We start from the raw sequence: 24,093 nt of genomic DNA, 5'->3' as shown, positions 1-24,093 counted from the left end.
GAAATGGGTAAACATTAGGAGTAACTTTTTAATGTCATCATGAGGAGGGCTGTCTAGTGAAGAATAAACCTTCTGAAATGCAGGTTAGTTTTACATGCCAATATTGCCAGCAGAAGATTGAAGTGAAATTTAAAGCAGAGCCAATATCTGTCGTCTGTTGCGATAATTGCAATAAGACCTTCACGGTAATGCGGCCCACTATAGCGGAGGAAATATTAATAGATTGGGAAAATGAAGCGTTATTTCAAAAAATCCGGGCTGAAAAGTCGCAAAACAGCAATAGCAGTCTCTTAGCGCTTGTAATTAGAGTTATTGAACTGCTTACATGGCGTGACAAAGGCAATGGACAGGTGGAAGCGATCAAGGAGATGCGTGGTTGGCTCATAGACAATGAGGAGGCGCCTCCTTTAGCTGAACTGATTCAGAGTGATGTTAATAAACGTTCGAGTAAGCGGCGCGACTGGGAAAAGTAACATTAACAATAAAGAGGTATTCCGTCATCGCCTCATGACATAGAATGATACGTATAATTTCGTGAGAAATTAGGCGGAAAAGTCCTCGGGGCTCCGAATTTCCTAGGGTTTATGGGTAGTCGGAGCTTTTTTCATACATACTGTCATTAGAATAGGAACAAAAGGAGGGTGCACATGGCTAAGGTTTTTTTCACATCTGATCATCATTTTGGGCATAAGTTGATCATTGATTTTGAATCCAGGCCCTTCAACGATGTAGAGCAAATGAATGAAGTTATGATTGAAAGTTGGAATTCGGTAGTGAATCCGGACGACAAAGTATTTCATTTGGGAGACTTTTCTTTTCTGAATAAGGAGGCAACTCGTGCGATTGTGGCCAGGCTGCATGGATACAAAATCCTGATCCTTGGCAATCATGATCGCGGCCGCAGCCGAAGCTGGTGGCTTGATGCAGGTTTTGATGAGGTTAGTGAATATCCTTTGATTTATAAGGATTTCTTTTTCCTCTCACATGAGCCTATGTACATGAATAAACATATGCCTTACGTAAATGTGCACGGCCATATTCATGGGCAAAAATATGAGGGAAACAATCATTTTAACATTTGTGTAGAGCATTGGAACTATAAACCGTTGACTTTTGAGCAGATTAGGGACTCGGTCGTAGTTAAAGAAGGGGATTGATGTAGGTCTTTAGAGATGTGCTTTCGCTTTTATGTAAAACTTGAATTTCTTATTCTAAAGATAAATTGCTCACAGATTGCGTTAGGACACAACTTCTATAATGTACTTAACAGCTAATATATATTTGGAAAATAAGGAAGCACCTTTTTTCTTGAAGCTATGACACCAAATTAGGGTGTAATTCAGGAGATGAGGTGTTTTTATTATGTACGGGAAAATGTTTAGCGCGTGTCTGTATGGGATTGAAGGGGTAATGATTGGTGTGGAAATCGATCTTGCAAATGGACTGCCGCAGACGAATATCATTGGCTTACCAGATTCAGCGATTCGCGAGGCTGTTGAACGAGTTAGGGCTGCCGTTAAAAATTGCGGTTACCGCTATCCACAGCAACGTATTACGATCAATCTTGCTCCAGCTGACCTCCGTAAAGAAGGTTCCGCTTTTGATCTAGCGATTGCTTTAGGGATACTGATAACTAGTGGCCAGTTGATTATGCCTTCAGCTCAAGAGATGCTTTTGATTGGAGAGCTTGCGCTCGACGGCAGTCTGCGTCCGGTTTCGGGTGTGCTGCCGATGGTTGAAGCAGCGCGTAAAAGCGGGTTTAAAGCCGTTCTGCTCCCGCAAGGCAATGCGGCAGAAGCCGCTTTAATCAGTGGCATAAATGTTTATACCATCGACCATTTGCAAGCGTTAGCGAATGCTGCTGAATCTGTGGCTAGCTTTGGTCCGATTATAGATAAGCTAGTTCCTCTAGAAGAATCTGAAGGATCACCACTTCCTTTTCCTGTATCCGTGAGTATGGGGACGGGGGCAAAAGAACAACCTCCGGTGCTTGTTCTTTCTGTAGAGCATCTCAAATATAACCCTAAATATTCTGATTCTGAGGCTGCTTCTTCCGAAGCGAATGAAATAATGGATGATTACAGTGATGTGCTTGGACAGCAACATGTGAAAAGAGCACTAACTATCGCGGCTGCAGGGATGCATAATATTATGCTCATCGGCCCACCTGGCACAGGCAAAACGATGCTGATCAAACGCCTTCCCAGTATCCTTCCGCAATTGTCGGATAGTGAGGCACTTGAGGTAACCAAAATTTTTAGTGCGGCTGGAAATTTGAAGGATGCACACAACGGTTTGCTGCGAAGTCGTCCATTTCGTTCTCCACACCACACGATATCTTCTGCCGGATTAATTGGAGGGGGCGGTATTCCCAAGCCAGGTGAGGTAAGTCTTGCGCATCGAGGTATTCTGTTTCTGGATGAATTGCCTGAATTCTCCCGGAATGTACTTGAAGTGCTGCGACAGCCCCTCGAAGATGGGGTGGTTACTATAAGTCGTGCCCGGGCTTCCTTTACTTTTCCTGCCAAATTCATGCTCGCTGCATCGATGAATCCGTGCAGCTGCGGCTTTTTTGGAAGCGGTATCTCCCAGCAAAATTGTACCTGTAGTCCATCAAGGATTGCCCAATATCGAGCCAAAATATCCGGTCCATTGTTGGATCGGATCGACTTACAGGTTGATGTTCCCCGCCCGAAGGAATGGAATCGGCAGGGGCATGTTTTATCGTCAGCAGATATGCGTGCGGAGGTGTTGGCTGCTCAGGCCATCCAAGCTAAACGTTACAAACGACTGGCGATTTCATGGAACAGTGAACTTTCCGGTGCTTCCCTTCGGAAATATGCAAGCCTAAACCGAGAGAGTGCTCGAATGCTGTATGATATTTTGGAGAATTTAGGTCTAAGCATGCGAGCGCATGATCGGATTATTAAGCTATCCCGTACCATAGCTGATCTGGAGGGTGCACAGGATATTTCTTCTGCACATCTCGCGGAAGCTGTGCAATACCGTAATCTGGATCGACAGGTATTAGCGGAGGAATATCGATAAAAGAGCAGTGATTCCCGTTAATGAGAATCGCTGCTCTATACTATGGGCCAGTAGTGAGGAACACCGCCGTACCATTATTATCCACTGATGCTTACGGAACGGACCTAGAGGACGTTGTTTGCAAGTTTTTAGCCCTTGGAGCGTAGATTCGGACGCTGAAGACGCTATTCCTTCGGAAGAAGGTTATATTGGGTGGTTTTCATTCCAATAGCTGCTATGAGGTCCGATAGCATCCCAAATATGGGATTAAGTTGCGTTTAAGATCAACTGTGTCCGTTAGCGACTTCGAATGTGAAATGCCACGTATTCAAACGAAGGTTAGATCGTTTAGCAAATTTCACATACATTTTTCTCTATAATTTCTTACAGTACATTCAGTTCTACTTCGATATTGCCACGAGTGGCACGGGAGTAAGGACATGCGCCATGGGCAGCTTCTACCAAAGATGCTGCGGTTTCTCTGTCAACGCCTTTAACCAGCACGTCAAGCTTAACTGCAATACCGAACCCGCCATCTTCAACTTTACCAAAGCTTACAGTAGCCGTAACTTCACTGCCTTCAATCTTAACTTTTCCAAGACGAGCAACCATGTTTAGAGCACTGTCAAAACAAGCGGAGTAGCCAGCTGCGAATAATTGTTCAGGATTAGTGCCTTCACCACCGGCACCACCCATTTCGCGTGGTGTACTGATCGTAAGGTTGAGTTTAGGGCTTTCTGATTCTATATAACCGTTTCTTCCCCCAACGGCTTTAACTGTGGTTTCATACATCTTTTGTTGAATTGTCATCATAATAAATCTCTCCTATTCATTAATTAGTTTGTGTACAATCTAATTTATCACAATTAATATAAAAGTCAAATTAATTTTTTGCTATTATTATGATGTATGAGTGAATTATGATAAAATAAAGAGATAAGGCGGGTGAATAAATATGAAAATGAGTGAAGAAGATATGCAGAAAATGACTACAACCCCAGAGCTGCTGATCGAGAATCAGCTCTGTTTTACCATTTATGCTTGCTCGCGTGAGATTACAAAGCTGTACCAACCGTATTTGGATAAGATCGGTTTAACTTACTCCCAATACTTAGTAATGCTTGTGTTATGGGAACGGCAGCAATGTACAGTAAAAGAGATTGGTGAGGCGTTATTTTTGGATTCAGGCACGCTGACTCCGCTATTGAAACGCTTGCAAGCTGCAGGCCTAATTATACGTGAACGCTCGATGCAGGATGAGCGAAAGGTATTAATCTCACTAACGAAACAAGGCTGGGCACTCCAAAGTGATGCCGTGTGTATTCCCGGCAAAATGATGGAAGAAACGACACTGACAAATAATGAATCCATAGAGCTACTTGATCAGTTTAAAGACTTACTGAATCGTGTTCACGAAGCTAATATCCAAGATAGTAAAAAGTAAGCGTAGTAAGGAGTCAATGCGATCGTTCGCATTCCGGCATGAAATCAAGCGAAAAAATGTGTACAAATCATGAATATATTTAAGGTAAGCGTTTTAAAAACATGTTACACTATTCTGGGTTCCTTTGTATGGCATATAGGTAAATATAAGCTTAGTCTTATAGATTTACACAATGTCTCTTGCAGAAATAATGCCATTCTTTTTACGAGTGGTAGATCAGTTTCTGCTGGTTCCGGAATAGTGCTGCATGTATAACATCAGCCTATCCCTAACCCCGCGGCAATCAAAACGGAAAGCGAGATGACAACAGGCTGCCTGTTTAGTCACCACGCTACTTTAGGAGGCTACCGCTATGAATATCCACGAGTATCAGGGAAAAGAAGTGCTTAAGAAGTACGGTGTAGCCGTACCGAATGGAAAAGTAGCTTATACAGTGGAGGAAGCGGTAGAAGCCGCAGAGTCACTGAGCACACCGGTTGTTGTAGTTAAAGCTCAGATTCACGCAGGTGGACGCGGTAAAGCTGGAGGAGTAAAGGTTGCTAAGAATATCGATGAGGTGCGTAGTTACGCAACTGAGATTCTGGGCAAGACTCTAGTAACTCACCAGACTGGACCGGAGGGTAAGGTAGTAAAAAGACTGCTCATTGAAGAGGGTTGTCAAATTGTTAAGGAGTATTATATTGGTATCGTAGTTGACAGAGGTACTGGCCGAGTGGTCATGATGGCTTCTGAAGAAGGCGGTACTGAAATTGAAGAAGTAGCTGCAACACATCCGGAGAAAATTTTTAAAGAGATCATTGATCCGGCAGTAGGTTTGCAGACGTTCCAGGCACGTAAGCTTGCTTACAGCATCGCTATTCCCAATGAGCTGGTAGGCAAAACTGTGAAATTCATGCAAGCGCTATATTTAGCTTTCGTGGATAAAGATTGCTCTATTGCCGAAATTAACCCTTTGGTAGTGACTGCGGATGGGAATGTGATGGCACTGGATGCCAAACTGAATTTTGATTCCAATGCCTTGTTCCGTCATAAGGATATTCTAGAGCTGCGGGATTTGGATGAAGAGGATTTAAAGGAAATCGAAGCCTCGAAGTATGACCTTAGTTACATTGCACTTGATGGCAATATTGGGTGCATGGTAAACGGTGCAGGTCTCGCGATGGCGACTATGGATATTATTAAGTATTATGGGGGCGAACCCGCCAACTTCTTGGATGTAGGGGGCGGTGCAACGACCGAGAAGGTAACAGAAGCCTTTAAAATCATTTTATCCGATGAAAAGGTGAACGGAATTTTTGTTAACATTTTCGGTGGTATTATGCGCTGTGATGTTATCGCTAACGGTGTTGTAGAAGCGGCTAGTCAACTGGGTTTGACCAAACCGCTGGTTGTGCGTCTTGAGGGAACAAATGTTGGATTGGGCAAGCAGATTTTGGCCGGATCGGGACTGAATATTGTTGCTGCTGATTCTATGGCGGACGGTGCCCGTAAGATTGTGTCTCTTGTGCAATAATGGCCTGATTTAGGAAGCCAGTTATCGTATTTGACAATATAAGTAGGGATGTGACTTAAGGCATGAGCATTCTTGTAGATAAAAATACGAAAGTTATCACGCAGGGAATTACAGGATCAACGGGTTTGTTCCATACTAAAGGTGCGCTGGATTATGGAACACAGATGGTTGGAGGGGTAACACCGGGTAAAGGTGGAACATCTGTCAACATCACGCTTGAAAATGGCAGTGAGGTTAGCCTTCCGGTTTTCGATACTGTTGTAGCTGCTAAGGCGGCTACAGGCGCAACCGCTAGTGTAATCTATGTGCCGCCGGCATTCGCAGCAGACTCCATAATGGAAGCCGTGGACGCAGAACTCGATTTGGTGATTTGTATTACCGAAGGGATTCCAGTGCTTGATATGGTAAAAGTGTCCCGTTATATGGAGGGGCGCTCTACTGTATTGATCGGACCCAACTGTCCGGGAGTTATCACTCCTGGTGAGTGCAAAATAGGAATTATGCCGGGTTATATTCATATGCCAGGGTATGTAGGTGTTGTCTCGCGCAGCGGAACTCTAACCTATGAGGCTGTTCATCAGCTGACTACGCGTGGAATCGGGCAATCTTCAGCTGTTGGTATTGGCGGTGACCCTGTTAAAGGCTCGGAGTTTATTGATATTCTGAAGCTTTTTAATGAGGATCCGGGTACAAAGGCAGTCATCATGATTGGCGAAATTGGCGGAACCGCAGAGGAAGAAGCAGCAGAGTGGATTCGCGAGCATATGACTAAGCCGGTTGTAGGGTTTATTGGCGGTGCTACTGCCCCTCCTGGCAAACGTATGGGGCATGCGGGTGCTATTATTTCCGGAGGCAAAGGCACAGCGAGTGAGAAAATTGCCGTACTTGAATCGTGCGGAATCAAGGTTGCTCCTACACCTGCCGAAATGGGCTCAACGCTGGTGAGTGTGCTTGAAGAACGCGGTATTCTTAGCGCTTTTACAACGCATTAATTATTTTTTTTTAATTGAAGGAATTCACTCTACGCGAGTGGGCTTCTTTCGTGTATAATTATTTCAGAGGTAAGCAACCTTTTGTTCCTATCCAAGGGATAAAAGGTTGCTTTTTTGTTTTTTGACATAGAAAAATATTGAATTACAAGAAAATATTGCATTACTCTAATTCATGTTACAAAATAGGGAAGGCTAACCCCTTCCATTAAAGGAGAGTAAGCTTATATGGAAGAAAAAGATCTGCTGTTTGGTTTTAATGAAGTGGAGGGGATTGGCTGGAAGAGTATCGACAAGATTCGCAGAGCCGGTTTAATGTCAGAACGAGCATTTTGCTGTAGTGCAAAAGATTGGGAAACGATCGGATTGAACGGAAAGCTGTCGAATTATCTTGCTTCCATATATACATTAGAATGGATCGCCAAAAGGCGCTTATTAATGGAAGAATGTGCAGTGAAAATGGTAACTGTGTTTGATGCGGCTTATCCTGTTTTGTTGAAGGAGACGGCACAGCCACCGTGGATCCTTTATTATCGAGGGCGTTTGGAACTGTTATCAACTCCTAGTGTGGCGATGGTTGGCACTCGTATGCCAACAGCTTATGGACGAAAGGTAGGGGAGATTCTCGCGGAGGAGCTTAGTGCAGCAGGTCTAACGGTGGTTAGCGGACTTGCGAGGGGGATCGATAGCATTTGTCATGAAGCGGCGCTAAGAAGCGGTGGAGGGACCATAGCGGTAGTGGCAACAGGGTTGGACAAAGTCTATCCAACTGAGAATATTGAACTGGAGCGGCGTATCTCTCAGGATGGGCTTGTCGTTACAGAGTATCCTCTTAGAACTAAAAGTCATCCTGGATTATTTCCACAGCGTAATCGGATCATAGCAGGTTTATCACGGGGGACAGTGGTCGTGGAGGCTGACAGTCGCAGTGGATCACTTATTACAGCCGATGCTGCCTTGGAAGCTGGAAGGGATGTCTTCGCAGTTCCCGGACCTATTACATCACCTAAGAGCAGAGGGGCGTTAGAGCTTATCAAACAGGGTGCAAAGCTGGTAACCAGTGGATTAGATATTATAGAAGAATACACTTCTTATTTGCCGAAAAACGTAATAAAAACAGGGAATAATAGCACTACCGAACAGACAGCAGACGACTTTATGATTGAAAAGAAATTGACAAATGAGGAGTCTCACCTATACCATATACTGCATCAAGGCCCTTTTATATTGGACGATCTGCTTGTAAGAACAGGATGGGATTTTGGACATTTGCATTCAGTTCTGTTATCTTTAATCATAAAAAAAGCGGTAACACAATTACCAGGAGCTATTTACAAGGTAATTTGATATAGAGGTGCGAGTGTTAACGAGGAGGAAGAGTCTATGGCAGATGCATTAGTTATTGTCGAGTCGCCTGCAAAAGCGAAGACAATTGGCAAATATCTAGGTAGTAAATATATTGTAAAGGCATCAATGGGACATATTAGAGATCTACCGAAGAGTCAAATTGGTGTTGAGGTGGAGAATGATTTCAATCCAAAATATATTACTATCCGCGGTAAGGGATCTATATTGAAGGAATTGAAAGACGCTAGTAAAAAAGTTAAAAAAGTTTATCTCGCAGCTGACCCCGACCGCGAAGGGGAAGCAATTGCTTGGCATTTGGCGCATGCGCTGGATTTAGATAATACACAAGAATGCAGAGTTGTTTTTAATGAGATCACCAAACAAGCGGTAAAAGATGCTTTTAAGACACCGCGTAAGATTAATATGGATCTCGTGAATGCACAGCAGGCTAGACGTATTCTGGATCGACTGGTAGGGTACAAGATTAGCCCTCTATTATGGAAGAAAGTCAAAAAAGGTTTATCTGCTGGACGTGTACAATCCGTTGCCGTGAAGATCATTATGGATCGTGAGAATGAAATCTCCGCTTTTGTACCCACCGAATATTGGAGCATAACAGCGAAGCTTGGAATCCGGGATTCCGTCTTTGAAGCTAAGTTTCATAAGCTGAATGGTGTGAAAAAAGAACTGAACCAGGAAAGTGATGTTCAGGAGGTTCTTGAAGCCATTAAGAACGCATCTTTTAAGGTGAGTGATGTGAAGGAGAAGGAAAGACAACGTCATCCTTCAGCTCCTTTTACCACCAGTTCACTTCAACAGGAAGCAGCCCGTAAGCTTGGATTCCGTGCCGCTAAGACAATGTCTGTTGCACAGCAGCTATACGAAGGTGTGGAACTCGGTAAAGAAGGTACCGTAGGTTTGATCACTTATATGCGTACTGACTCCACGCGTCTCTCTGTCACCGCTCAGGATGAAGCTAAAGAGCTTATAACAGCTAAGTATGGTGAGAAGTTCTTGCCAGAATCCCCACGGCAGTATTCTAAAAAGGCAGCTGGAGCACAGGAAGCGCATGAAGCGATTCGTCCTACCTCGGCATTACGCGAACCTGAAATGGTCAAAGAGTTCTTGAGCCGTGATCAATTCCGTCTCTACAAGCTAGTGTGGGAGCGATTTGTATCAAGTCAGATGTCTTCTGCCCTGCTGGATACGCTTTCGGTCGATATTGCTGCAGGTAATGCTACATTCAGAGCTGTTGGTTCGAAGGTTTCATTCCCCGGGTTCATGAAGGTTTACGTAGAAGGCAACGATGACGGAACTACAGATGAAGACAAGTATTTGCCGCCGCTTCAAGCGGGAGATGCTTTAAATAAGCAGGAGATCGAGCCTAAGCAGCACTTTACACAACCGCCTCCACGATATACGGAAGCAAGACTTGTAAAGACGCTTGAGGAGCTGGGTATAGGCCGTCCAAGTACATATGCCCCAACGCTGGAAACCATCCAGAAGCGTGGTTATGTGGCTATTGAAGAGAAAAAATTCATGCCAACCGAACTTGGCGAGCTTGTTATAGAGCAGATGGAGCAATTTTTCCCGGAAATCCTAAACGTTGAATTCACCGCGAACATGGAAGGGGATCTTGACCATGTGGAAGAGGGCTCAGAAGACTGGGTAAAGGTTCTTGCAGAGTTTTACGAATCGTTTGAGAAGCGTTTGGTATTCGCGGAAGAAGAGATGAAAGAAATTGAGATTGAAGATGAAGTCTCTGATGAGATCTGTGAGAAATGCGGCAAACCTCTCGTGTATAAGCTGGGTCGCTTTGGGAAATTCCTAGCATGCTCTGGCTTTCCGGATTGCCGAAACACGAAACCGATTATCAAGGATATTGGCGTAACTTGCCCTAAATGTCATGAAGGTAAGGTTGTGGAGCGACGCAGCAAAAAAGGGCGAGTTTTCTATGGCTGCGACCAGTACCCTGGTTGTGATTTCGTTTCATGGGATAGACCTTCTATAAAACCATGTCCATCATGTGGATCTTGGATGATTGAGAAACGTAATAAGCAAGGAACCAAGCTACAATGTACATCTTGTGATCATACAGAGGCGGTTCTAGACAACGAAGAAGAATTAGCAGATTAATAGTCTCTATGGGAGGAAAAAAGACAGTGTCAGATACAGCAAAAGTAACAGTAATTGGAGCGGGTCTCGCAGGAAGCGAAGCCGCTTGGCAAATAGCATCACTAGGAGTACCGGTAAGATTATATGAGATGAGACCCGTAGTAAAGACACCAGCCCATCACACGAATCAATTTGCTGAACTGGTATGCAGCAACTCCTTGCGTGCGAATGGATTAGGAAATGCTGTAGGTGTATTGAAGGAAGAAATGCGGCGTTTGAACTCTCTTGTATTAGGTGCTGCTGACCGACACGCGGTACCCGCAGGAGGAGCACTCGCCGTAGATCGGGACGGATTCTCAGGTGAGATCACCCATACTTTGCATAATCATCCGCTCGTTGAAGTCATAAATGAAGAACTTACGCATATACCGGAGGAAGGGATTGTTGTTATTGCAACGGGCCCACTAACTTCACCGGCATTATCTGCTGAAATAAAAGGGCTGCTGGGTGAAGAGTATTTCTACTTCTATGATGCAGCAGCACCGATTGTTGAGAAAGACACCATTGATATGAACAAGGTGTATTTGGCTTCCCGTTATGATAAGGGAGAAGCGGCTTATCTGAACTGTCCGATGACAGAAGAGGAGTTCGACGTGTTTTATGATGCGTTGATTTCTGCTGAGACAGCAGCACTCAAGGATTTTGAGAAAGAGATATACTTTGAGGGCTGTATGCCTATTGAAATCATGATGAAACGCGGCAAGCAAACAGCGTTATTTGGCCCAATGAAGCCAGTAGGACTTATCAATCCGCATACAGGTAAACTTCCTTACGCGGTTGTGCAACTCCGTCAGGATAACGCTGCCGGCACACTTTACAATCTTGTTGGTTTTCAGACCCATTTGAAATGGGGCGAGCAGAAGCGTGTATTCTCGCTGATCCCAGGTCTTGAGAATGCTGAATATGTTCGTTATGGTGTGATGCACAGAAATACATTTATTAATTCTCCTAAGCTTCTGCACCCTACCTATCAGATGAAAGGCAAGGAAAGACTCTTTTTTGCTGGACAGATGACAGGTGTAGAAGGTTATGTTGAATCAGCTGCTTCCGGGCTCATTGCTGGTATTAATGCTGCACGGGCAGCACTTGGACAGGAAGGACTGATCTTCCCGCAGGATACTGTTCTAGGCAGCATGCCAGCTTATATTACTTCTGCCGATCCAGAGCATTTTCAGCCTATGAATGCCAATTTCGGTTTGTTGCCGAAGGTAGAGAAGAAGATCCGCAATAAGAAGGAAAAGAATGAAATGTTAGCTCATCGCGCTCTGGACAGTCTTGCCGAATATGCCAACCGTACAGGACTCGCTTATTCGGAGCCGGAGGTTGTCGATAGCGAACAAAGCCCATCTTAAGGAGGTAACTTACAATCATGGTACCCAGCTTTCATGCGACTACAATTTGTGCTGTAAGACATAACGGACAGGCAGCTATAGCAGGTGATGGACAGGTTACATTCGGAGAGAGTGTTATTATGAAGACGACGGCCAGAAAAGTCCGTCGCCTGTACAGAGGACAAGTAATAGCAGGCTTTGCGGGGTCCGTTGCGGATGCTATTACCCTATTCGAAAAATTCGAGGGCAAGCTGGAGGAGCATCATGGGAACCTGCAGCGGGCTGCAGTTGAATTAGCGAAGGACTGGCGTCAAGATCGTATTCTTCGGAAGCTTGAAGCTTTGATGATTGTTATGGATAAGGAAGGAATGCTCCTGATCTCCGGAAATGGTGAAATTATCGAACCGGATGATGACGTTCTTGCGATTGGTTCCGGTGGTAATTTTGCGCTGGCTTCAGGTCGAGCACTCAAACGTCATGCACCCAATCTTTCCGCTGCGGATATTGCTAGAGAATCGCTTCAGGTAGCTTCTGAAATTTGTGTGTACACTAATTCCAACATTATTGTTGAACAATTATAGACTCAGTGCCATAGAGACAAGGAGGAATTCACGATGGTGAATCAATCGCTTACACCCCGTCAAATTGTAGCCGAATTGGATAAATATATCGTAGGTCAGAAGCAAGCCAAGAAATCGGTAGCCGTTGCGCTTCGTAACCGGTATCGGCGCAGTCTGCTAGCAGAGGAACTGCGTGATGAAGTCGTTCCTAAGAACATCTTGATGATCGGACCTACAGGTGTGGGGAAGACAGAAATTGCTCGGCGTCTAGCAAAGCTTGTTAATGCACCGTTCATCAAAGTGGAGGCCACTAAATTTACTGAAGTCGGTTATGTAGGTCGAGATGTGGAATCTATGGTTCGTGATCTGGTAGAGACTTCTATTCGTATGGTGAAGCTTGAGCGTACGGAGAAGGTTAAGGATCGTGCGGAAGAACTGGCTAATGAGCGGATTGTTTCTATATTGGTCCCTTCCTCTTCCAAAAATAAATCACAAAAGAATCCTTTCGAGATGATTTTTGGAGGGAATTCTGCCCAAGAGGACTCTAAAGAAGACGCTGAGCAGGATGGAAGCCTAAGTGAACGCCGCCGTGGGGTTAGATTTAAGCTGTTAGCTGGTCAGCTGGAAGATGACATCATTGAAATTGATGTTGAGGATACAGCGCCAACTATGATGGATATGTTTGCAGGTCAAGGAAATGACCAGATGGGTATGAATATGCAAGAGATGTTCGGCAGTTTGCTGCCTAAGCGGACGAAGAAACGTAAGCTTCCTATTCGGGAAGCGCGCAAGGTACTCATTCAGGATGAGGCGGCCAAGCTGATAGATATGGATGATGTGATCCAGGAATCCGTGACTCGGGCTGAACAATCAGGCATTATTTTTATCGATGAAATCGATAAAGTAGCAAGTCAGGGAAAAGGGTCTGGACCGGATGTGTCGCGTGAAGGCGTGCAACGGGATATTTTGCCGATTGTAGAGGGCTCGACCATTATGACGAAATACGGTCCTGTGAAGACAGACTATGTACTCTTTATGGCTGCCGGAGCTTTCCATATTGCTAAGCCTTCAGATTTGATTCCAGAACTTCAAGGTCGTTTTCCGATTCGCGTAGAGCTGAGTAGTCTAACGTTAGAGGATTTCGTTTCTATTTTGACGGAACCAGAGAATGCTTTAACTAAACAATATGTGAATCTGCTTAAAACAGAAAATTTAGAAGTGGAATTCCAGAAGGATGCTATACATGAGATCGCCAAAATAGCGGCTTCAGTGAATCAAAATATGGAGAATATAGGTGCTCGGCGTCTTCATACTATTTTGGAGAAGCTGTTAGAGGATCTTTCTTTTGAAGCACCTGAGCTGACTTTAGAAAAAATGGTTATTACCCCGGAGTATGTGCGCGAGAAATTGGCAAGTATAGCTCAGGATCGTGATTTAAGTCAGTATATTCTTTAAAGCGACAAAAAAACAAAAAATCTATGTATTTTGAATTTGGGCATAACGGATTAGATAAATTACAAATTGGTGTCGCGAAAACGTAAAATTATGTCAAAACATGCAATTAAAAAGAAAAAAATGAGTTGAAAATGTAAATAAATAGTAATAAAGTGCTAAAAGCCCTGTCTTTTCTAAAAAGATAGGGCTTATTTCTTATTGTAATAATATACAAATTAAATGAAAATCAATGTATGTGAAAATGCTAAGTGTTATTCATTGCGACAGCGTTCGACGGAATACCGTAAATTTAGAGTATTTTTTTCTTTATTTGTCGAAAGCAAGCAGGTTTTTTGATGGAAGTTGTGGAATTCTTTTCATTATGATAGCTTTGAAAGGAGGAATTGTCTTGGGATTGCTGAATAGTGTCAGTTTTCAACGATTGCAGGGAGGCATTGATGCTGCCTATAAACGACAAAATGCTCTAGCAAATAATGTGGCTAATCAAGATACGCCCAATTTCAAACGTTCTGATGTTTCATTCGAAAGTATCCTGCAACAACAGGAAAGTGGAATCCAATCTACACTTAGAGCGAAAGTTTCGGATACCCGGCATTATCAATTTGGCAGCAACACAATTGTTCCCGCTGCTGTTGAAAATACTGATGAAACTACCTCTATGAACAATAACGACAACAATGTGGATGTAGATCGCGAAATGGCGTTAAGCGCAGAGAATCAGCTTAGGTATAGTTCTTATGTTGAACAGATTAACAGTCAGATTTCGATGATGCGAGCCGTAATTCAAGGAGGATAAGAGAGTATGAACTTTGGAAGTAGTTTTGGGATCAGCGCATCTGCATTAACGGCTCAACGGTTGCGGATGGATGTAATTTCTTCCAACGTAGCCAATGCTGAAACTACAAGAGCATCCGTGGTGGATGGCAAGGCTGTTCCTTACCGACGTAAGTTGGTTGTTTTGGAAACGAACGAAAGTAATAAATTCTCGAATATACTAAATTCGAAAATGAATAATAGCAATGAAGGGGTTAAGGTGCAGTCGATCATAGAAGATACTTCACCATTGAAGCCGGTATACAATCCGAGCCATCCTGATGCGGATGCTGAAGGATATGTCTATATGCCAAACGTAGACATTACCAAAGAAATGGTTGATATGTTATCTGCATCTCGTTCTTATGATGCCAATGTTACGATGCTTAATGCATCCAAGGCTATGGTAAGCAAGGCACTCGAAATTGGTAGATAAATGAATGTTGATTAACTTAAGGGGGGAAACAGTTGATACAGAATATATCTAATGGGGTTCAGGCTGTACAGCAGCTTGCTATGAAACCGACAACTTCCGAAGTTTCATCCACTCCTGCTAATTCGATGGAGAGCTTTGGCTCTTATCTTGAGGATGCGCTCAATAAAGTGGCTGATCAGGAACAACAAGCTAAGGATATGAGTAATAAATTTGTATTGGGAGAAGTGAACATTGACGAAGTGATGATTTCTTCCCAACAGGCTCTACTGAGTTTACAGTTGACTACACAAGTCCGGAACAAAGTGATTGAAGCCTATCAAGAAATTATGAGAACTCAAATATAATAAATCCTAGCTTAGTTTCGGATGGGGTGACACTGTGAATGAAAGATTTGCCCAATATCGGGAGAAGGTTCTCTTGTATTGGAACAGATTTAGTGGTAAACAGAAGATTTTATTCTTTTCAACATTGTTTATCATTCTAATAATAATCGTAGTTATGACCATGCAGCTTTCAAAAACAGAATATGAAGTAGCATTTCAAGATTTGGACAGTACGGATTCGGCTGGAGTAATGAAAGCCTTAGATTCAGCAGGTGTTTCATACCGATTAAGTCAAGATGGAAAGAGTATTTCTGTACCAAGTACAGAAGCAGCTCGGGTCAAGGTGGATATCGGTTCTCAGGGGATTGTTCAAGGTGGCTCTATCGGATATAAAGTCTTTGACGAAAATTCGTCAATGATAGGTACAACAGATAGCGAGTTTAACGTGAAGTACAATAATGCATTAAACGGTGAAGTTGAACAGTTAATGAGACGTATGCAAGGGATTAAAGATGCAAAAGTGCTGATTAATTTGCCTAAAGAGACAGTTTTTGCCTCACAGGCTGATCAGGAGCAGGCGTCTGCATCCGTTGTGCTTTCATTTGATCCAGGATTTAGACCTACCCAAGACAATATTGACGGGTATTTCAATCTTGTGAAAACTGCTGTGCCTAATTTACCAATTGACAACATTACCATTGCAAATAATGAAATTGAATTAATGCCAACAGCTAAAGGTGGACAGGCTGGTGTCACAAACCAAGTTGAAGAAAACTTCGCTCTTCAGAAGAAATTCGAAGAAGAAGTAAAGAAAAATGTGAAACAATTCCTTAGCACTCTTACCGGTCCTGATAAAGTGGATGTTCTTGTGTTCTCAAAGTTGAACTTTGACAAGGAAAACCGGAAGGAAGATCTTGTTACCCCTGTGGATACAGAGAACATGAAGGGGATTGAGATCAGTTCACAAATAATTAGTAATTCGTATTCGGGTCAAGGTAACACGACTGGCGGAGTGGCTGGCACTGGTTCTCAAGATGTTACGGGCTATCCTTCTAATGCGGGTGCGGATACTTCTACCTCGGAGGAATCTTCGGAAACGAGGAACTTCGAAGTTAACCGAATTACTAAAGATGTTATTGCTAGTCCGTATACTGTTAAAGACTTAACCATAAATGTTGCAGTTGAACCACCTTCAGGAGAAAAAAGTTTAGATGATGCAACATCAGCTGCAATTCAAAATATTTTGGTGAATATTGTTCGCGCTTCTCTTGCAGATTCAGGTACTACATATACAGACGCTGATTTGACCAAAAAGGTTTCGGTCTACTCGCAACAATTTGGTGGCACCGATGCCAACACCGTTAAAGGTGGTCTCGCTTCTTGGATGATATGGGCTATCGGAGCAGCAGCATTGCTGGTTGGAGCAGGTGGAGGATATCTAATCTACCGGAGTCGTAAACAGACTGTGGAAGAGGAAGATGAAGACATTCCATTGCAGGTTCCTACTGAATTTCCTTCTATTAACTTGGAGAGCGTGACGAATGAAAGTCAAGTTCGTAAGCAATTGGAAAGTTTGGCCAAGAAGAAGCCAGACGAATTCGTAAATCTGCTGCGTACATGGCTTGCAGACGAACAGAGGTGAACTAATGGCAAAGGCTAGCCAGCAGGGACTTAGTGGCCGTCAAAAAGCTGCGATCCTGCTTATCACACTAGGGCCCGAGGTATCGGCGCAAATTTTCAAACATTTAAGAGACGAGGAGATTGAACAGCTGACTCTTGAAATTGCTAATGTTCGCAAAGTGGACAGCGGTGAAAAAGAGTCGATCATGTCTGAATTCCATCAGATATGCCTCGCCCAGGAATATATATCACAAGGCGGTATTAACTACGCTAAAGAAATTCTGGAGAAAGCGCTTGGGTCAACAAAAGCAATGGAGGTCATTAATCGTCTGACTGCAACATTGCAAGTAAGACCTTTTGATTTTGCACGAAAAGCTGATCCTAATCAGATTCTCAACTTTATCCAGAATGAAAATGTACAGACTATTGCACTTGTATTGTCTTATCTGCAATTTGAACAAGCTGCTGCAATCCTTTCCTCACTTCCTCAAGAGAAGCAGGCAGAGGTGGCGAGAAGAATTGCTGTGATGGACAGTACCTCTCCAGAGGTAATTACGCAAATTGAACGTGTGCTGGAGCAGAAGCTTTCCGCTACAGTAACCCAGGATTATACAAATGCTGGTGGTATCGAATCAATTGTACAAATCTTGAATGGGGTTGACCGGGGGACAGAACGTACGATTCTGGATTCTCTTGAAATTCAAGATCCAGAGCTTGCCGAAGAGATCAAAAAACGGATGTTCGTATTCGAAGATATTGTTAATGTGGACAATCGTTCAATACAGCGCATTGTTCGTGATATCGATAATGCGGATTTACAGCTTGCACTCAAGGTTGCCAGCGAAGAAGTACGGGATGTTATTTTCAGAAATATGTCCAAGCGTATGGCAGAAACGTTCCGAGAAGAAATGGAATACATGGGTCCTGTGCGGCTGCGTGATGTTGAAGAAGCACAGACTCGTATTGTAGGCACGATCCGCAGACTCGAAGAGTCTGGTGAAATTATCATCGCTCGTGGCGGAGGAGATGACATCATTGTCTAAGCTGATCAAACACTCCCAGTATGTTCCGGTTGATGTCTTTAAGAGACTGGAACAGGCCCGGCAATATGCGGGCCTAACTGAGGAGCCCGTTCCCGAGGAGACTTTAAGCGAGACTGACTATCATGATCCCGCACGTGAAGAGGCAGAAGAGACGCGTAAGCAAATGCTTAAGGACGCTCAGGATTTTGCTGAAGAGCAGGTTCGGAATGCATCTCTTGAAGCGGAACAGATTGTAGAGTCCTCGAAAGCGGAGGCTGAAGAGTGGTGGAAACAACGGCGTGAGCAGGATGAACATCTGATCGAAGCTATCAAAGCTGAAGCTCATCAGCAAGGTTATGAGGAAGGTGTTTCTCAGGCTGAGGAAGAGATGAAGCATAAGATCGCAGAGATGATGGAAGAAGCGCGTGCTGTTTTGACTGAGGCGTATAAAGCAAGAGAAGTGATTATTCAGGAAGCGGAGCCTTTTTTAGTAGAGTTAAGCTGTGATATTGCAGAGAAAATTGTGGACAAGCAGTTAACGGTAGAACCACAATTCGCAATGGACTTAATTCGCAAAAATCTGGCTCGTAAGCGAGAACAGGGTTTGATCTCACTTTGTGTATCCCCAGCGCAGTTCGCTTTTGTGAATGCTGCTCGGGAAGAATTATCACTAGCTGTTGATTCACAGGCTGAACTGCAAATCTTGCCCGACTCAACGGTAAAAGACCAAGGATGTGTTATCCGCTCTTCCTTTGGCAGCATTGATGCTCGAATCGACACTCAGCTCGCAGAGATCAAGAAAGAGCTGGTAAGAATTGCGCTGGACACCGATGAGCAGAGAAATGGGGAAGACGATGCTTAATAGCAACCGTTATAAGGAGCAACTTCGTAATCTCGATCCGGTGAGGATCAATGGGAAAGTGACGCAGGTAATCGGTCTAATGGTTGAATCGGAAGGTCCTGACGCAAGTATAGGTGATGTATGCTACATCTACCCTTCTAAAGGAAACAAACCGCTGCAAGCTGAGGTCGTTGGTTTCCGTGATAACAAGGTACTATTGATGCCACTTGGTGAACTGCAGGCGATTGGACCTGGTTGTGATGTAGTGGGCACTGGTAAGCCGCTTAGCGTGCAAGTAGGTTCTGAATTGTTAGGAAAAGTACTGGATGGTCTGGGGCAGCCGCTTGATGGCTCTCTCATTCCAGCACGAATGCCACATAGCTCTACCTTTAATATTCCTTCCAATCCACTTAATAGACCGCGGGTGCAGGAACCCATCAGTATTGGTGTGAGAGCGATTGATGGTTTGCTAACGATTGGCAAGGGACAGCGGGTCGGTATTTTTGCTGGCTCGGGGGTCGGCAAGAGTACTTTGATGGGGATGATTGCCCGGAATACATCGGCCGATGTAAATGTTATTGCTCTGATTGGTGAGCGTGGCAGAGAAGTATTGGATTTCATCGAACGTGATTTAGGACCAGAGGGCTTGCAGCGATCCGTAGTAATTGTTGCTACCTCTGACCAACCTGCATTGATTCGCATAAAAGGTGCTCTTATCGCTACAACGATTGCCGAGTATTTTCGCGATCGTGGCCTTAATGTAATGCTGATGATGGATTCGGTCACCCGTTATGCCATGGCCCAACGTGAAGTTGGACTTGCAGTTGGAGAACCGCCAGCCATGCGGGGATATACACCTTCGGTGTTTGCCAGCTTACCCAAACTGCTGGAACGCGCCGGTACAGGTCCTACAGGCTCTATAACAGCCTTCTATACGGTACTGGTTGATGGTGATGACATGAACGAGCCAATCGCAGATGCAGTCAGAGGAATACTTGACGGACATATTGTACTCAATCGAAATATTGCTAACAAAGGACACTTTCCAGCAATAGATGTTCTTTCCAGCATAAGTCGAGTAATGAAGGATATTGCTCCAGAAGAACAGATTGCAGCAGCGGAGAATGTGAAACGCCTTATGGCCGTTTATAAGGATTCAGAGGATTTGATTAATATTGGAGCTTATCAAAGAGGCTCTAATGCTCAAATTGACGAGTCGATGGAATTTATCGACAGTATATGGGATTTCACCAAACAAAAGGTGAATGAAAAAGTTACGCTGGCTGAAGTTCAACAGTCTTTAATTTCACAGTTCTCAAGGAGTTGATTCGGTATTATGAGGTTTCATTATACTTTTCAAAAAGTCGTTGACTTGAAGGGCAATGAGAAGACACAGGCAGAATGGATGCTCTCAAGCGCGCTTGGAGAATTGCAGGCACAGGAAAGAAGCCTGGATGAACTCATCTTTCAGCGGAGTGCTATCATGCTATCCTTACAAAATGCCGCAGAGCAAAAGACACCTATGATTAAGATTCGTGAAATGCAGGAGTATGTGGAATATCTGGATAAATGCATTGCCCGTAAGCATACGGACATTAGCCGTGCACATCAAGAAGTCCAGAAGAAACAAGATCAGTTAAGCACTAAGGTTTTAGATGAAAAAGTATGGTTGAAGGCAAAAGACAAGGCTGAGACACTGTTTCAGCAAAGTATGATTTTACGGGAACAAAACGAACTGGATGAGATGGCAACCGTCCGCTTCGCGATGAAATCCCTCTAACCCGGGAGGTTTCCGCTAGTGGCTAATATTGATAATGATATGGAACTTGAAAATGAAGGGTCAGCGGGGAAATTTGAGCGGTTCTTATTCTTAATGATACCGATTATCTTCACGCTAGTACTGCTTGGAGTACTGTTGACGCTTTTTAATATGGACATTCGTAATAATGTGCTTGAAGTTGCGAATAAAATTCCTATCCTGGAAAAATGGGTTCCTGATCCGCCTGCGGATCCTTCTAAACCGAAGGAAGAAAGCAAAAAGCAGGAAGTGAGCTCAGCGACAACGATTAAGGAGCTTAAAGCTCAGCTCGCCCAGCAGGAAGAAAACCTGAAGAAGGTTACAGAAGAAAAAACAGCCCAGGATACCAAGGTTCAGGCGCTAGAGTCACAGATTGAGGGAATGAAGAAGGAAGCTGAAACCGCAGAAGCAAGCACAGAAGAAACTGAAGATCCTTATCAGAAACAGGTTTCTGATTTGGCTAAGCTGTATGCGGGCATGAAAGCTTCGAAGGCTGCACCGATCATGGAGAATTTAACTACAGAAGAAATGGTACAGATCTTCAGTGTCATGAATAAAGCGAGTAAAACTGCGATTTTGGAAAAAATGGATCCGCAAAAGGCTGCAGATGTAACAATTAAGTTAAAAGAAACCACATCTTCGAGTGACATGGCGATCGCAGCCCTTCAATCTAGATTGAAGAAAGATGCCGGCACAACAGCAACAGCAACAACCAGTAAGAATTTGGATAAGGAAAAGTTGAATCAGACCTTCAGCTCAATGACTCCTGCTAATGCAGCATCGTTACTAGGAGAAATGTACAAGATTAGCCCTGATAAGGTCGTGACGATTATGAATACCGTAAGTGATAGTGTTCGTTCATCTATTTTGGGAGAAATGACTAAAAATGATAGCGCGCAAACTGCGAAAATTGTTAATCGTCTGATGGGTGCTAAATAGATAGGGAAAGGAGGTGAAAAATAAATGAGTTTAGTCGTTCAATCGCTTGTGAGTGCAAACGCAACTGCAGTAAACGGGAGTTCATCGACTACAACGGGCACAACAACGACGGGTGCACCATTTGCTCAAGCCCTGGTACAAACCATGGGAGGCAATGCCAACACCCCGTCGACTCCAGCTGAACCCCTATTGGGAAATCTAGCTTTTTTGCTGCAAGGCCTTTTAAAGGAAGTGCAGCCGACTGGAGAAGAGCAAGCAGGGCAAGACACTCAGAAGGGTGAGCTCCTTGAAAAACTTGCTGCTGATGTTGAGAAGCTGGATGAAAGTATCAGTAGTGATCCAGCTCTGTTGGTAGCCTTGCAAGCTTGGATTCTTCAGGTATCTGCACTTCTATCTGGAAGCCATGCTCCAGAGAATGGTACTACTACAACGGAAGCAGAAGTGGCTGGAAGCTTGTCACCATTGGCACAGAATGCTGATACATTAAGATTTGCAGTTCAAGATGACTTGCAAAGTTTAGTTTCTATGATTCAAGAAGCTGCAGTAAGTGGCAATGAGGAAGTAGCAACTAAGGGAATCAGTTTATTGAATAATTTCACAGCGCTTTTAGAAGAGTCCTCCTCTAACACTAATAAGGGGAAGGGAAAGACCAGCAATGTGAGTGTTAATTCTGATTCTTCCATACAACAGCCCGTTATTACTGAAAGCAAAAATAACCCAACGGATAAAACAATTCAGAATGTGAGCAGTCGTTCCGGAGAAGCTGTTGTAGTGAAAAATGATACGGTTGTAAGCTCGCCTGTGACATCAGGAACTGTGCAAGAAGCTGAAGCAGAGACTGCGAACACACCGTTAATCAAGACAGGCGTAACCGGGGAAACGAAGACAACAGAATCTGCTCAAGATTCCCCGCTAGGAATTACAGCTAACGAAGGGGATCATGAGGTTGTTACTGCGGGGCAGTTATCTCTGCGCGGAGGAATTACAGCACCGCTGAAGGCTGAAGTGCCAACAGCACCTGTTCCGGTTCAGCAATTTGCTCAGGAAATGACAGGTTTCATTACGGGTAAATTAGAGATTGTGCAAAAAGGTGGTATCGCTGAAGCGACTATATCCCTTTTTCCAGAAAATCTCGGACAAGTTGATGTTAAGATCACCATGCAAAATGGTCATTTAGTTGCCCAGTTCATGACTGAACATACCGGCGCTAAAGACATGCTGGAACAACAAATGAACCAGCTTCGTGCTGCATTGCAATCTCAAGGTCTTCAAGTGGAGAAGCTGGAAGTTACGCAAAATAATACCCCTCTTAATTCGCAATGGGGGCAGGAAGGACGCCAACCTAATTCCGGAAGTGGACAGCAGGGTAGACGCTCCAAAGAAAGCAGAGAGGAAGCCAGTGATGCTGTTCTAGCCGCAGAGCTGAATGGTGAATGGAAGGACTGGGTTTCAAATGCGGGACAAGAAGATCAGTCCCAAGGTGGATCTTTTTCTGCTAAGGCTTAACTTTAATAACAAAGGAAAGAGAGGTGAGTGGTTATGGCGACAACAGTTCCGGTCTCTACTAAAGATCAGTGGAATTATACAACTCCCGACTCTAGTGCACGCACAACGGGTAATTCTACTTTAGGTAAGGATCAGTTTTTGAAAATTTTGATTACTCAGCTGCAAAATCAAGATCCGATGCAACCGATGGAAGATAAAGAATTTATTGCGCAAATGGCCCAGTTTACATCCGTGGAGCAATTGATGAATATCTCAACTCAGCTTACGGCTATGAATCAGTCCCTTGGATCTGTATCCGGGTTGATCGGTAAAGATATTACATGGACAGACGCCGCCACAAAGCTGCCTAAAACAGGTAATGTTGAATCTATCGTTGTTAGCAATGGTATTCAATATGCGGTTGTGGGGAAAGACAGAATTGCTTTAACCGATATTACACAAATTCAGAATGCCGCAGCAACGCCAGAAGGCGGTTCTGGTACAGATAGTAATACTCCGGAGAATAGCGGAGGAAGCGGGGCGACCATATGAGTGACAGGCTTACTATAGGCCAACTGTATCCTGCGTCCCTGCATTCCTCAACGTTACAACGATCTTCGCTGCCTAAGCAGTCTGTGGCGGGGGAAGCTTCTTTTGAGAGTCTACTGCAACAGAAACTATTAAAATTCAGCAATCATGCTGCTAAGCGCCTAGAACAAAGAGGGATAGAGCTTGGAAGCGGCCAGCTGGATCAAATTTCATCTGCTGTGGATAAAGCAGCTGCTAAGGGAAGTAAAGAATCCTTGATATTAATGAAGGATTTGGCTTTTATCGTTAGCGTTCCTAATCGCACAGTAGTTACTGCTATGGATGGTAACTCGATCAAAGATAATGTATTTACACAAATCGATAGTGCAATAGTGATTTCATAATAGGCTGGTCCTAACGGAAAGCCGAGGCGGCCGCTGACCGACT

General features: G+C 44.0%; 24 protein-coding genes. 23 read left to right on the top strand and 1 reads right to left on the bottom strand.

Features of this window, described 5'->3' with window-relative positions:
* The first annotated feature begins 56 nt into the window (after window positions 1-56).
* The 3 genes from NYE58_RS22945 (at window position 57) to NYE58_RS22935 (ending at window position 3,048) form a co-directional block, all read left to right on the top strand.
* Window positions 57-473, top strand: a complete 417-nt coding sequence (locus NYE58_RS22945) for a hypothetical protein (protein WP_051491578.1) — start codon at window positions 57-59, stop codon at window positions 471-473.
* Between the two features lie 174 nt (window positions 474-647).
* Window positions 648-1,157 carry a metallophosphoesterase gene (locus NYE58_RS22940; RefSeq protein ID WP_076218229.1) on the top strand — a complete coding sequence of 170 codons (510 nt, stop codon included), beginning with the start codon at window positions 648-650 and terminating at the stop codon, window positions 1,155-1,157.
* A 205-nt stretch (window positions 1,158-1,362) separates the two neighbouring features.
* Window positions 1,363-3,048 carry a YifB family Mg chelatase-like AAA ATPase gene (locus NYE58_RS22935; protein WP_076276197.1) on the top strand — a complete coding sequence of 562 codons (1,686 nt, stop codon included), beginning with the start codon at window positions 1,363-1,365 and terminating at the stop codon, window positions 3,046-3,048.
* Between the two features lie 363 nt (window positions 3,049-3,411).
* On the opposite strand, the gene NYE58_RS22930 is transcribed toward NYE58_RS22935, so the two are convergent.
* Window positions 3,412-3,840 carry an organic hydroperoxide resistance protein gene (locus tag NYE58_RS22930; protein ID WP_036688575.1) on the bottom strand — a complete coding sequence of 143 codons (429 nt, stop codon included), beginning with the start codon at window positions 3,838-3,840 and terminating at the stop codon, window positions 3,412-3,414.
* A 142-nt stretch (window positions 3,841-3,982) separates the two neighbouring features.
* Between NYE58_RS22930 and NYE58_RS22925 the strand changes: the two genes are divergently transcribed.
* The 20 genes from NYE58_RS22925 (at window position 3,983) to NYE58_RS22830 (ending at window position 24,050) form a co-directional block, all read left to right on the top strand.
* Complete coding sequence (locus tag NYE58_RS22925) at window positions 3,983-4,471, top strand: MarR family winged helix-turn-helix transcriptional regulator (RefSeq protein ID WP_235219564.1); 489 nt, start codon at window positions 3,983-3,985, stop codon at window positions 4,469-4,471.
* Between the two features lie 352 nt (window positions 4,472-4,823).
* Entirely contained in the window at window positions 4,824-5,984 is a 1,161-nt protein-coding gene (gene sucC / locus NYE58_RS22920; RefSeq protein WP_076219532.1) for an ADP-forming succinate--CoA ligase subunit beta, read from the top strand.
* A 62-nt stretch (window positions 5,985-6,046) separates the two neighbouring features.
* Window positions 6,047-6,976, top strand: a complete 930-nt coding sequence (sucD, locus tag NYE58_RS22915; protein WP_036688571.1) for a succinate--CoA ligase subunit alpha — start codon at window positions 6,047-6,049, stop codon at window positions 6,974-6,976.
* 225 nt (window positions 6,977-7,201) lie between these two features.
* Window positions 7,202-8,320 carry a DNA-processing protein DprA gene (dprA, locus tag NYE58_RS22910; RefSeq protein WP_341003092.1) on the top strand — a complete coding sequence of 373 codons (1,119 nt, stop codon included), beginning with the start codon at window positions 7,202-7,204 and terminating at the stop codon, window positions 8,318-8,320.
* 36 nt (window positions 8,321-8,356) lie between these two features.
* Window positions 8,357-10,456 carry a type I DNA topoisomerase gene (gene topA, locus NYE58_RS22905; protein WP_076219530.1) on the top strand — a complete coding sequence of 700 codons (2,100 nt, stop codon included), beginning with the start codon at window positions 8,357-8,359 and terminating at the stop codon, window positions 10,454-10,456.
* An 8-nt stretch (window positions 10,457-10,464) separates the two neighbouring features.
* Window positions 10,465-11,847: an FADH(2)-oxidizing methylenetetrahydrofolate--tRNA-(uracil(54)-C(5))-methyltransferase TrmFO gene (trmFO, locus tag NYE58_RS22900; protein ID WP_076100371.1), complete on the top strand. Its 1,383-nt coding sequence runs from the start codon at window positions 10,465-10,467 to the stop codon at window positions 11,845-11,847.
* 17 nt (window positions 11,848-11,864) lie between these two features.
* Window positions 11,865-12,407 carry an ATP-dependent protease subunit HslV gene (hslV, locus tag NYE58_RS22895; RefSeq protein WP_036688562.1) on the top strand — a complete coding sequence of 181 codons (543 nt, stop codon included), beginning with the start codon at window positions 11,865-11,867 and terminating at the stop codon, window positions 12,405-12,407.
* A 33-nt stretch (window positions 12,408-12,440) separates the two neighbouring features.
* Window positions 12,441-13,841, top strand: a complete 1,401-nt coding sequence (gene hslU / locus NYE58_RS22890; protein ID WP_036688559.1) for an ATP-dependent protease ATPase subunit HslU — start codon at window positions 12,441-12,443, stop codon at window positions 13,839-13,841.
* A 388-nt stretch (window positions 13,842-14,229) separates the two neighbouring features.
* On the top strand, window positions 14,230-14,637 hold the full coding sequence (gene flgB, locus NYE58_RS22885; protein WP_036688558.1) for a flagellar basal body rod protein FlgB: 408 nt from the start codon (window positions 14,230-14,232) through the stop codon (window positions 14,635-14,637).
* Window positions 14,638-14,643: 6 nt separating this feature from the next.
* On the top strand, window positions 14,644-15,090 hold the full coding sequence (flgC, locus tag NYE58_RS22880; protein ID WP_036688555.1) for a flagellar basal body rod protein FlgC: 447 nt from the start codon (window positions 14,644-14,646) through the stop codon (window positions 15,088-15,090).
* Between the two features lie 32 nt (window positions 15,091-15,122).
* Window positions 15,123-15,434: a flagellar hook-basal body complex protein FliE gene (fliE, locus tag NYE58_RS22875; protein WP_076276201.1), complete on the top strand. Its 312-nt coding sequence runs from the start codon at window positions 15,123-15,125 to the stop codon at window positions 15,432-15,434.
* A gap of 34 nt (window positions 15,435-15,468) precedes the next feature.
* Window positions 15,469-17,055 carry a flagellar basal-body MS-ring/collar protein FliF gene (gene fliF, locus NYE58_RS22870; RefSeq protein ID WP_076127802.1) on the top strand — a complete coding sequence of 529 codons (1,587 nt, stop codon included), beginning with the start codon at window positions 15,469-15,471 and terminating at the stop codon, window positions 17,053-17,055.
* 4 nt (window positions 17,056-17,059) lie between these two features.
* The gene (fliG, locus tag NYE58_RS22865; RefSeq protein ID WP_036688550.1) at window positions 17,060-18,076 is read left to right on the top strand and encodes a flagellar motor switch protein FliG; all 1,017 of its coding nucleotides are present in this window, start codon (window positions 17,060-17,062) and stop codon (window positions 18,074-18,076) included.
* Window positions 18,069-18,917 carry a FliH/SctL family protein gene (locus NYE58_RS22860; protein WP_036688548.1) on the top strand — a complete coding sequence of 283 codons (849 nt, stop codon included), beginning with the start codon at window positions 18,069-18,071 and terminating at the stop codon, window positions 18,915-18,917. The genes fliG and NYE58_RS22860 overlap by 8 nt, the downstream gene beginning before the upstream one ends.
* Entirely contained in the window at window positions 18,910-20,223 is a 1,314-nt protein-coding gene (fliI, locus tag NYE58_RS22855; RefSeq protein ID WP_036688546.1) for a flagellar protein export ATPase FliI, read from the top strand. The genes NYE58_RS22860 and fliI overlap by 8 nt, the downstream gene beginning before the upstream one ends.
* Before the next feature lie 9 nt (window positions 20,224-20,232).
* A complete protein-coding gene (gene fliJ / locus NYE58_RS22850; RefSeq protein ID WP_036688544.1) occupies window positions 20,233-20,676 on the top strand; it encodes a flagellar export protein FliJ in 444 nt (147 codons plus the stop codon).
* Window positions 20,677-20,715: 39 nt separating this feature from the next.
* On the top strand, window positions 20,716-21,633 hold the full coding sequence (locus tag NYE58_RS22845; protein ID WP_076220696.1) for a MotE family protein: 918 nt from the start codon (window positions 20,716-20,718) through the stop codon (window positions 21,631-21,633).
* Between the two features lie 24 nt (window positions 21,634-21,657).
* Window positions 21,658-23,139, top strand: coding sequence for a flagellar hook-length control protein FliK (locus tag NYE58_RS22840; RefSeq protein ID WP_341003091.1), 1,482 nt, complete (start codon window positions 21,658-21,660; stop codon window positions 23,137-23,139).
* Window positions 23,140-23,172: 33 nt separating this feature from the next.
* A complete protein-coding gene (locus NYE58_RS22835; protein WP_076276202.1) occupies window positions 23,173-23,670 on the top strand; it encodes a flagellar hook capping FlgD N-terminal domain-containing protein in 498 nt (165 codons plus the stop codon).
* Window positions 23,667-24,050: a TIGR02530 family flagellar biosynthesis protein gene (locus NYE58_RS22830; RefSeq protein WP_076221004.1), complete on the top strand. Its 384-nt coding sequence runs from the start codon at window positions 23,667-23,669 to the stop codon at window positions 24,048-24,050. Before NYE58_RS22835 ends, NYE58_RS22830 begins: the two co-directional genes overlap by 4 nt.
* Window positions 24,051-24,093: the final 43 nt, after the last annotated feature.

The organism is Paenibacillus sp. FSL L8-0708 (assembly GCF_038009325.1).
Taxonomy (GTDB): domain Bacteria; phylum Bacillota; class Bacilli; order Paenibacillales; family Paenibacillaceae; genus Paenibacillus_AQ; species Paenibacillus_AQ odorifer.
This window is presented reverse-complemented; position numbering and strand designations above follow the sequence as displayed.

Coding starts and splice junctions, on each gene's coding strand:
- NYE58_RS22940 (WP_076218229.1), top strand. CDS start 648: ATGGCTAAGGTTTTTTTCACATCTGATCATCATTTTGGGCATAAGTTG.
- NYE58_RS22935 (WP_076276197.1), top strand. CDS start 1,363: ATGTACGGGAAAATGTTTAGCGCGTGTCTGTATGGGATTGAAGGGGTA.
- NYE58_RS22930 (WP_036688575.1), bottom strand. CDS start 3,840: ATGATGACAATTCAACAAAAGATGTATGAAACCACAGTTAAAGCCGTT.
- NYE58_RS22925 (WP_235219564.1), top strand. CDS start 3,983: ATGAAAATGAGTGAAGAAGATATGCAGAAAATGACTACAACCCCAGAG.
- sucC (WP_076219532.1), top strand. CDS start 4,824: ATGAATATCCACGAGTATCAGGGAAAAGAAGTGCTTAAGAAGTACGGT.
- sucD (WP_036688571.1), top strand. CDS start 6,047: ATGAGCATTCTTGTAGATAAAAATACGAAAGTTATCACGCAGGGAATT.
- dprA (WP_341003092.1), top strand. CDS start 7,202: ATGGAAGAAAAAGATCTGCTGTTTGGTTTTAATGAAGTGGAGGGGATT.
- topA (WP_076219530.1), top strand. CDS start 8,357: ATGGCAGATGCATTAGTTATTGTCGAGTCGCCTGCAAAAGCGAAGACA.
- trmFO (WP_076100371.1), top strand. CDS start 10,465: ATGGGAGGAAAAAAGACAGTGTCAGATACAGCAAAAGTAACAGTAATT.
- hslV (WP_036688562.1), top strand. CDS start 11,865: ATGGTACCCAGCTTTCATGCGACTACAATTTGTGCTGTAAGACATAAC.
- hslU (WP_036688559.1), top strand. CDS start 12,441: ATGGTGAATCAATCGCTTACACCCCGTCAAATTGTAGCCGAATTGGAT.
- flgC (WP_036688555.1), top strand. CDS start 14,644: ATGAACTTTGGAAGTAGTTTTGGGATCAGCGCATCTGCATTAACGGCT.
- fliG (WP_036688550.1), top strand. CDS start 17,060: ATGGCAAAGGCTAGCCAGCAGGGACTTAGTGGCCGTCAAAAAGCTGCG.
- fliI (WP_036688546.1), top strand. CDS start 18,910: ATGCTTAATAGCAACCGTTATAAGGAGCAACTTCGTAATCTCGATCCG.
- fliJ (WP_036688544.1), top strand. CDS start 20,233: ATGAGGTTTCATTATACTTTTCAAAAAGTCGTTGACTTGAAGGGCAAT.
- NYE58_RS22845 (WP_076220696.1), top strand. CDS start 20,716: ATGGAACTTGAAAATGAAGGGTCAGCGGGGAAATTTGAGCGGTTCTTA.
- NYE58_RS22840 (WP_341003091.1), top strand. CDS start 21,658: ATGAGTTTAGTCGTTCAATCGCTTGTGAGTGCAAACGCAACTGCAGTA.
- NYE58_RS22835 (WP_076276202.1), top strand. CDS start 23,173: ATGGCGACAACAGTTCCGGTCTCTACTAAAGATCAGTGGAATTATACA.
- NYE58_RS22830 (WP_076221004.1), top strand. CDS start 23,667: ATGAGTGACAGGCTTACTATAGGCCAACTGTATCCTGCGTCCCTGCAT.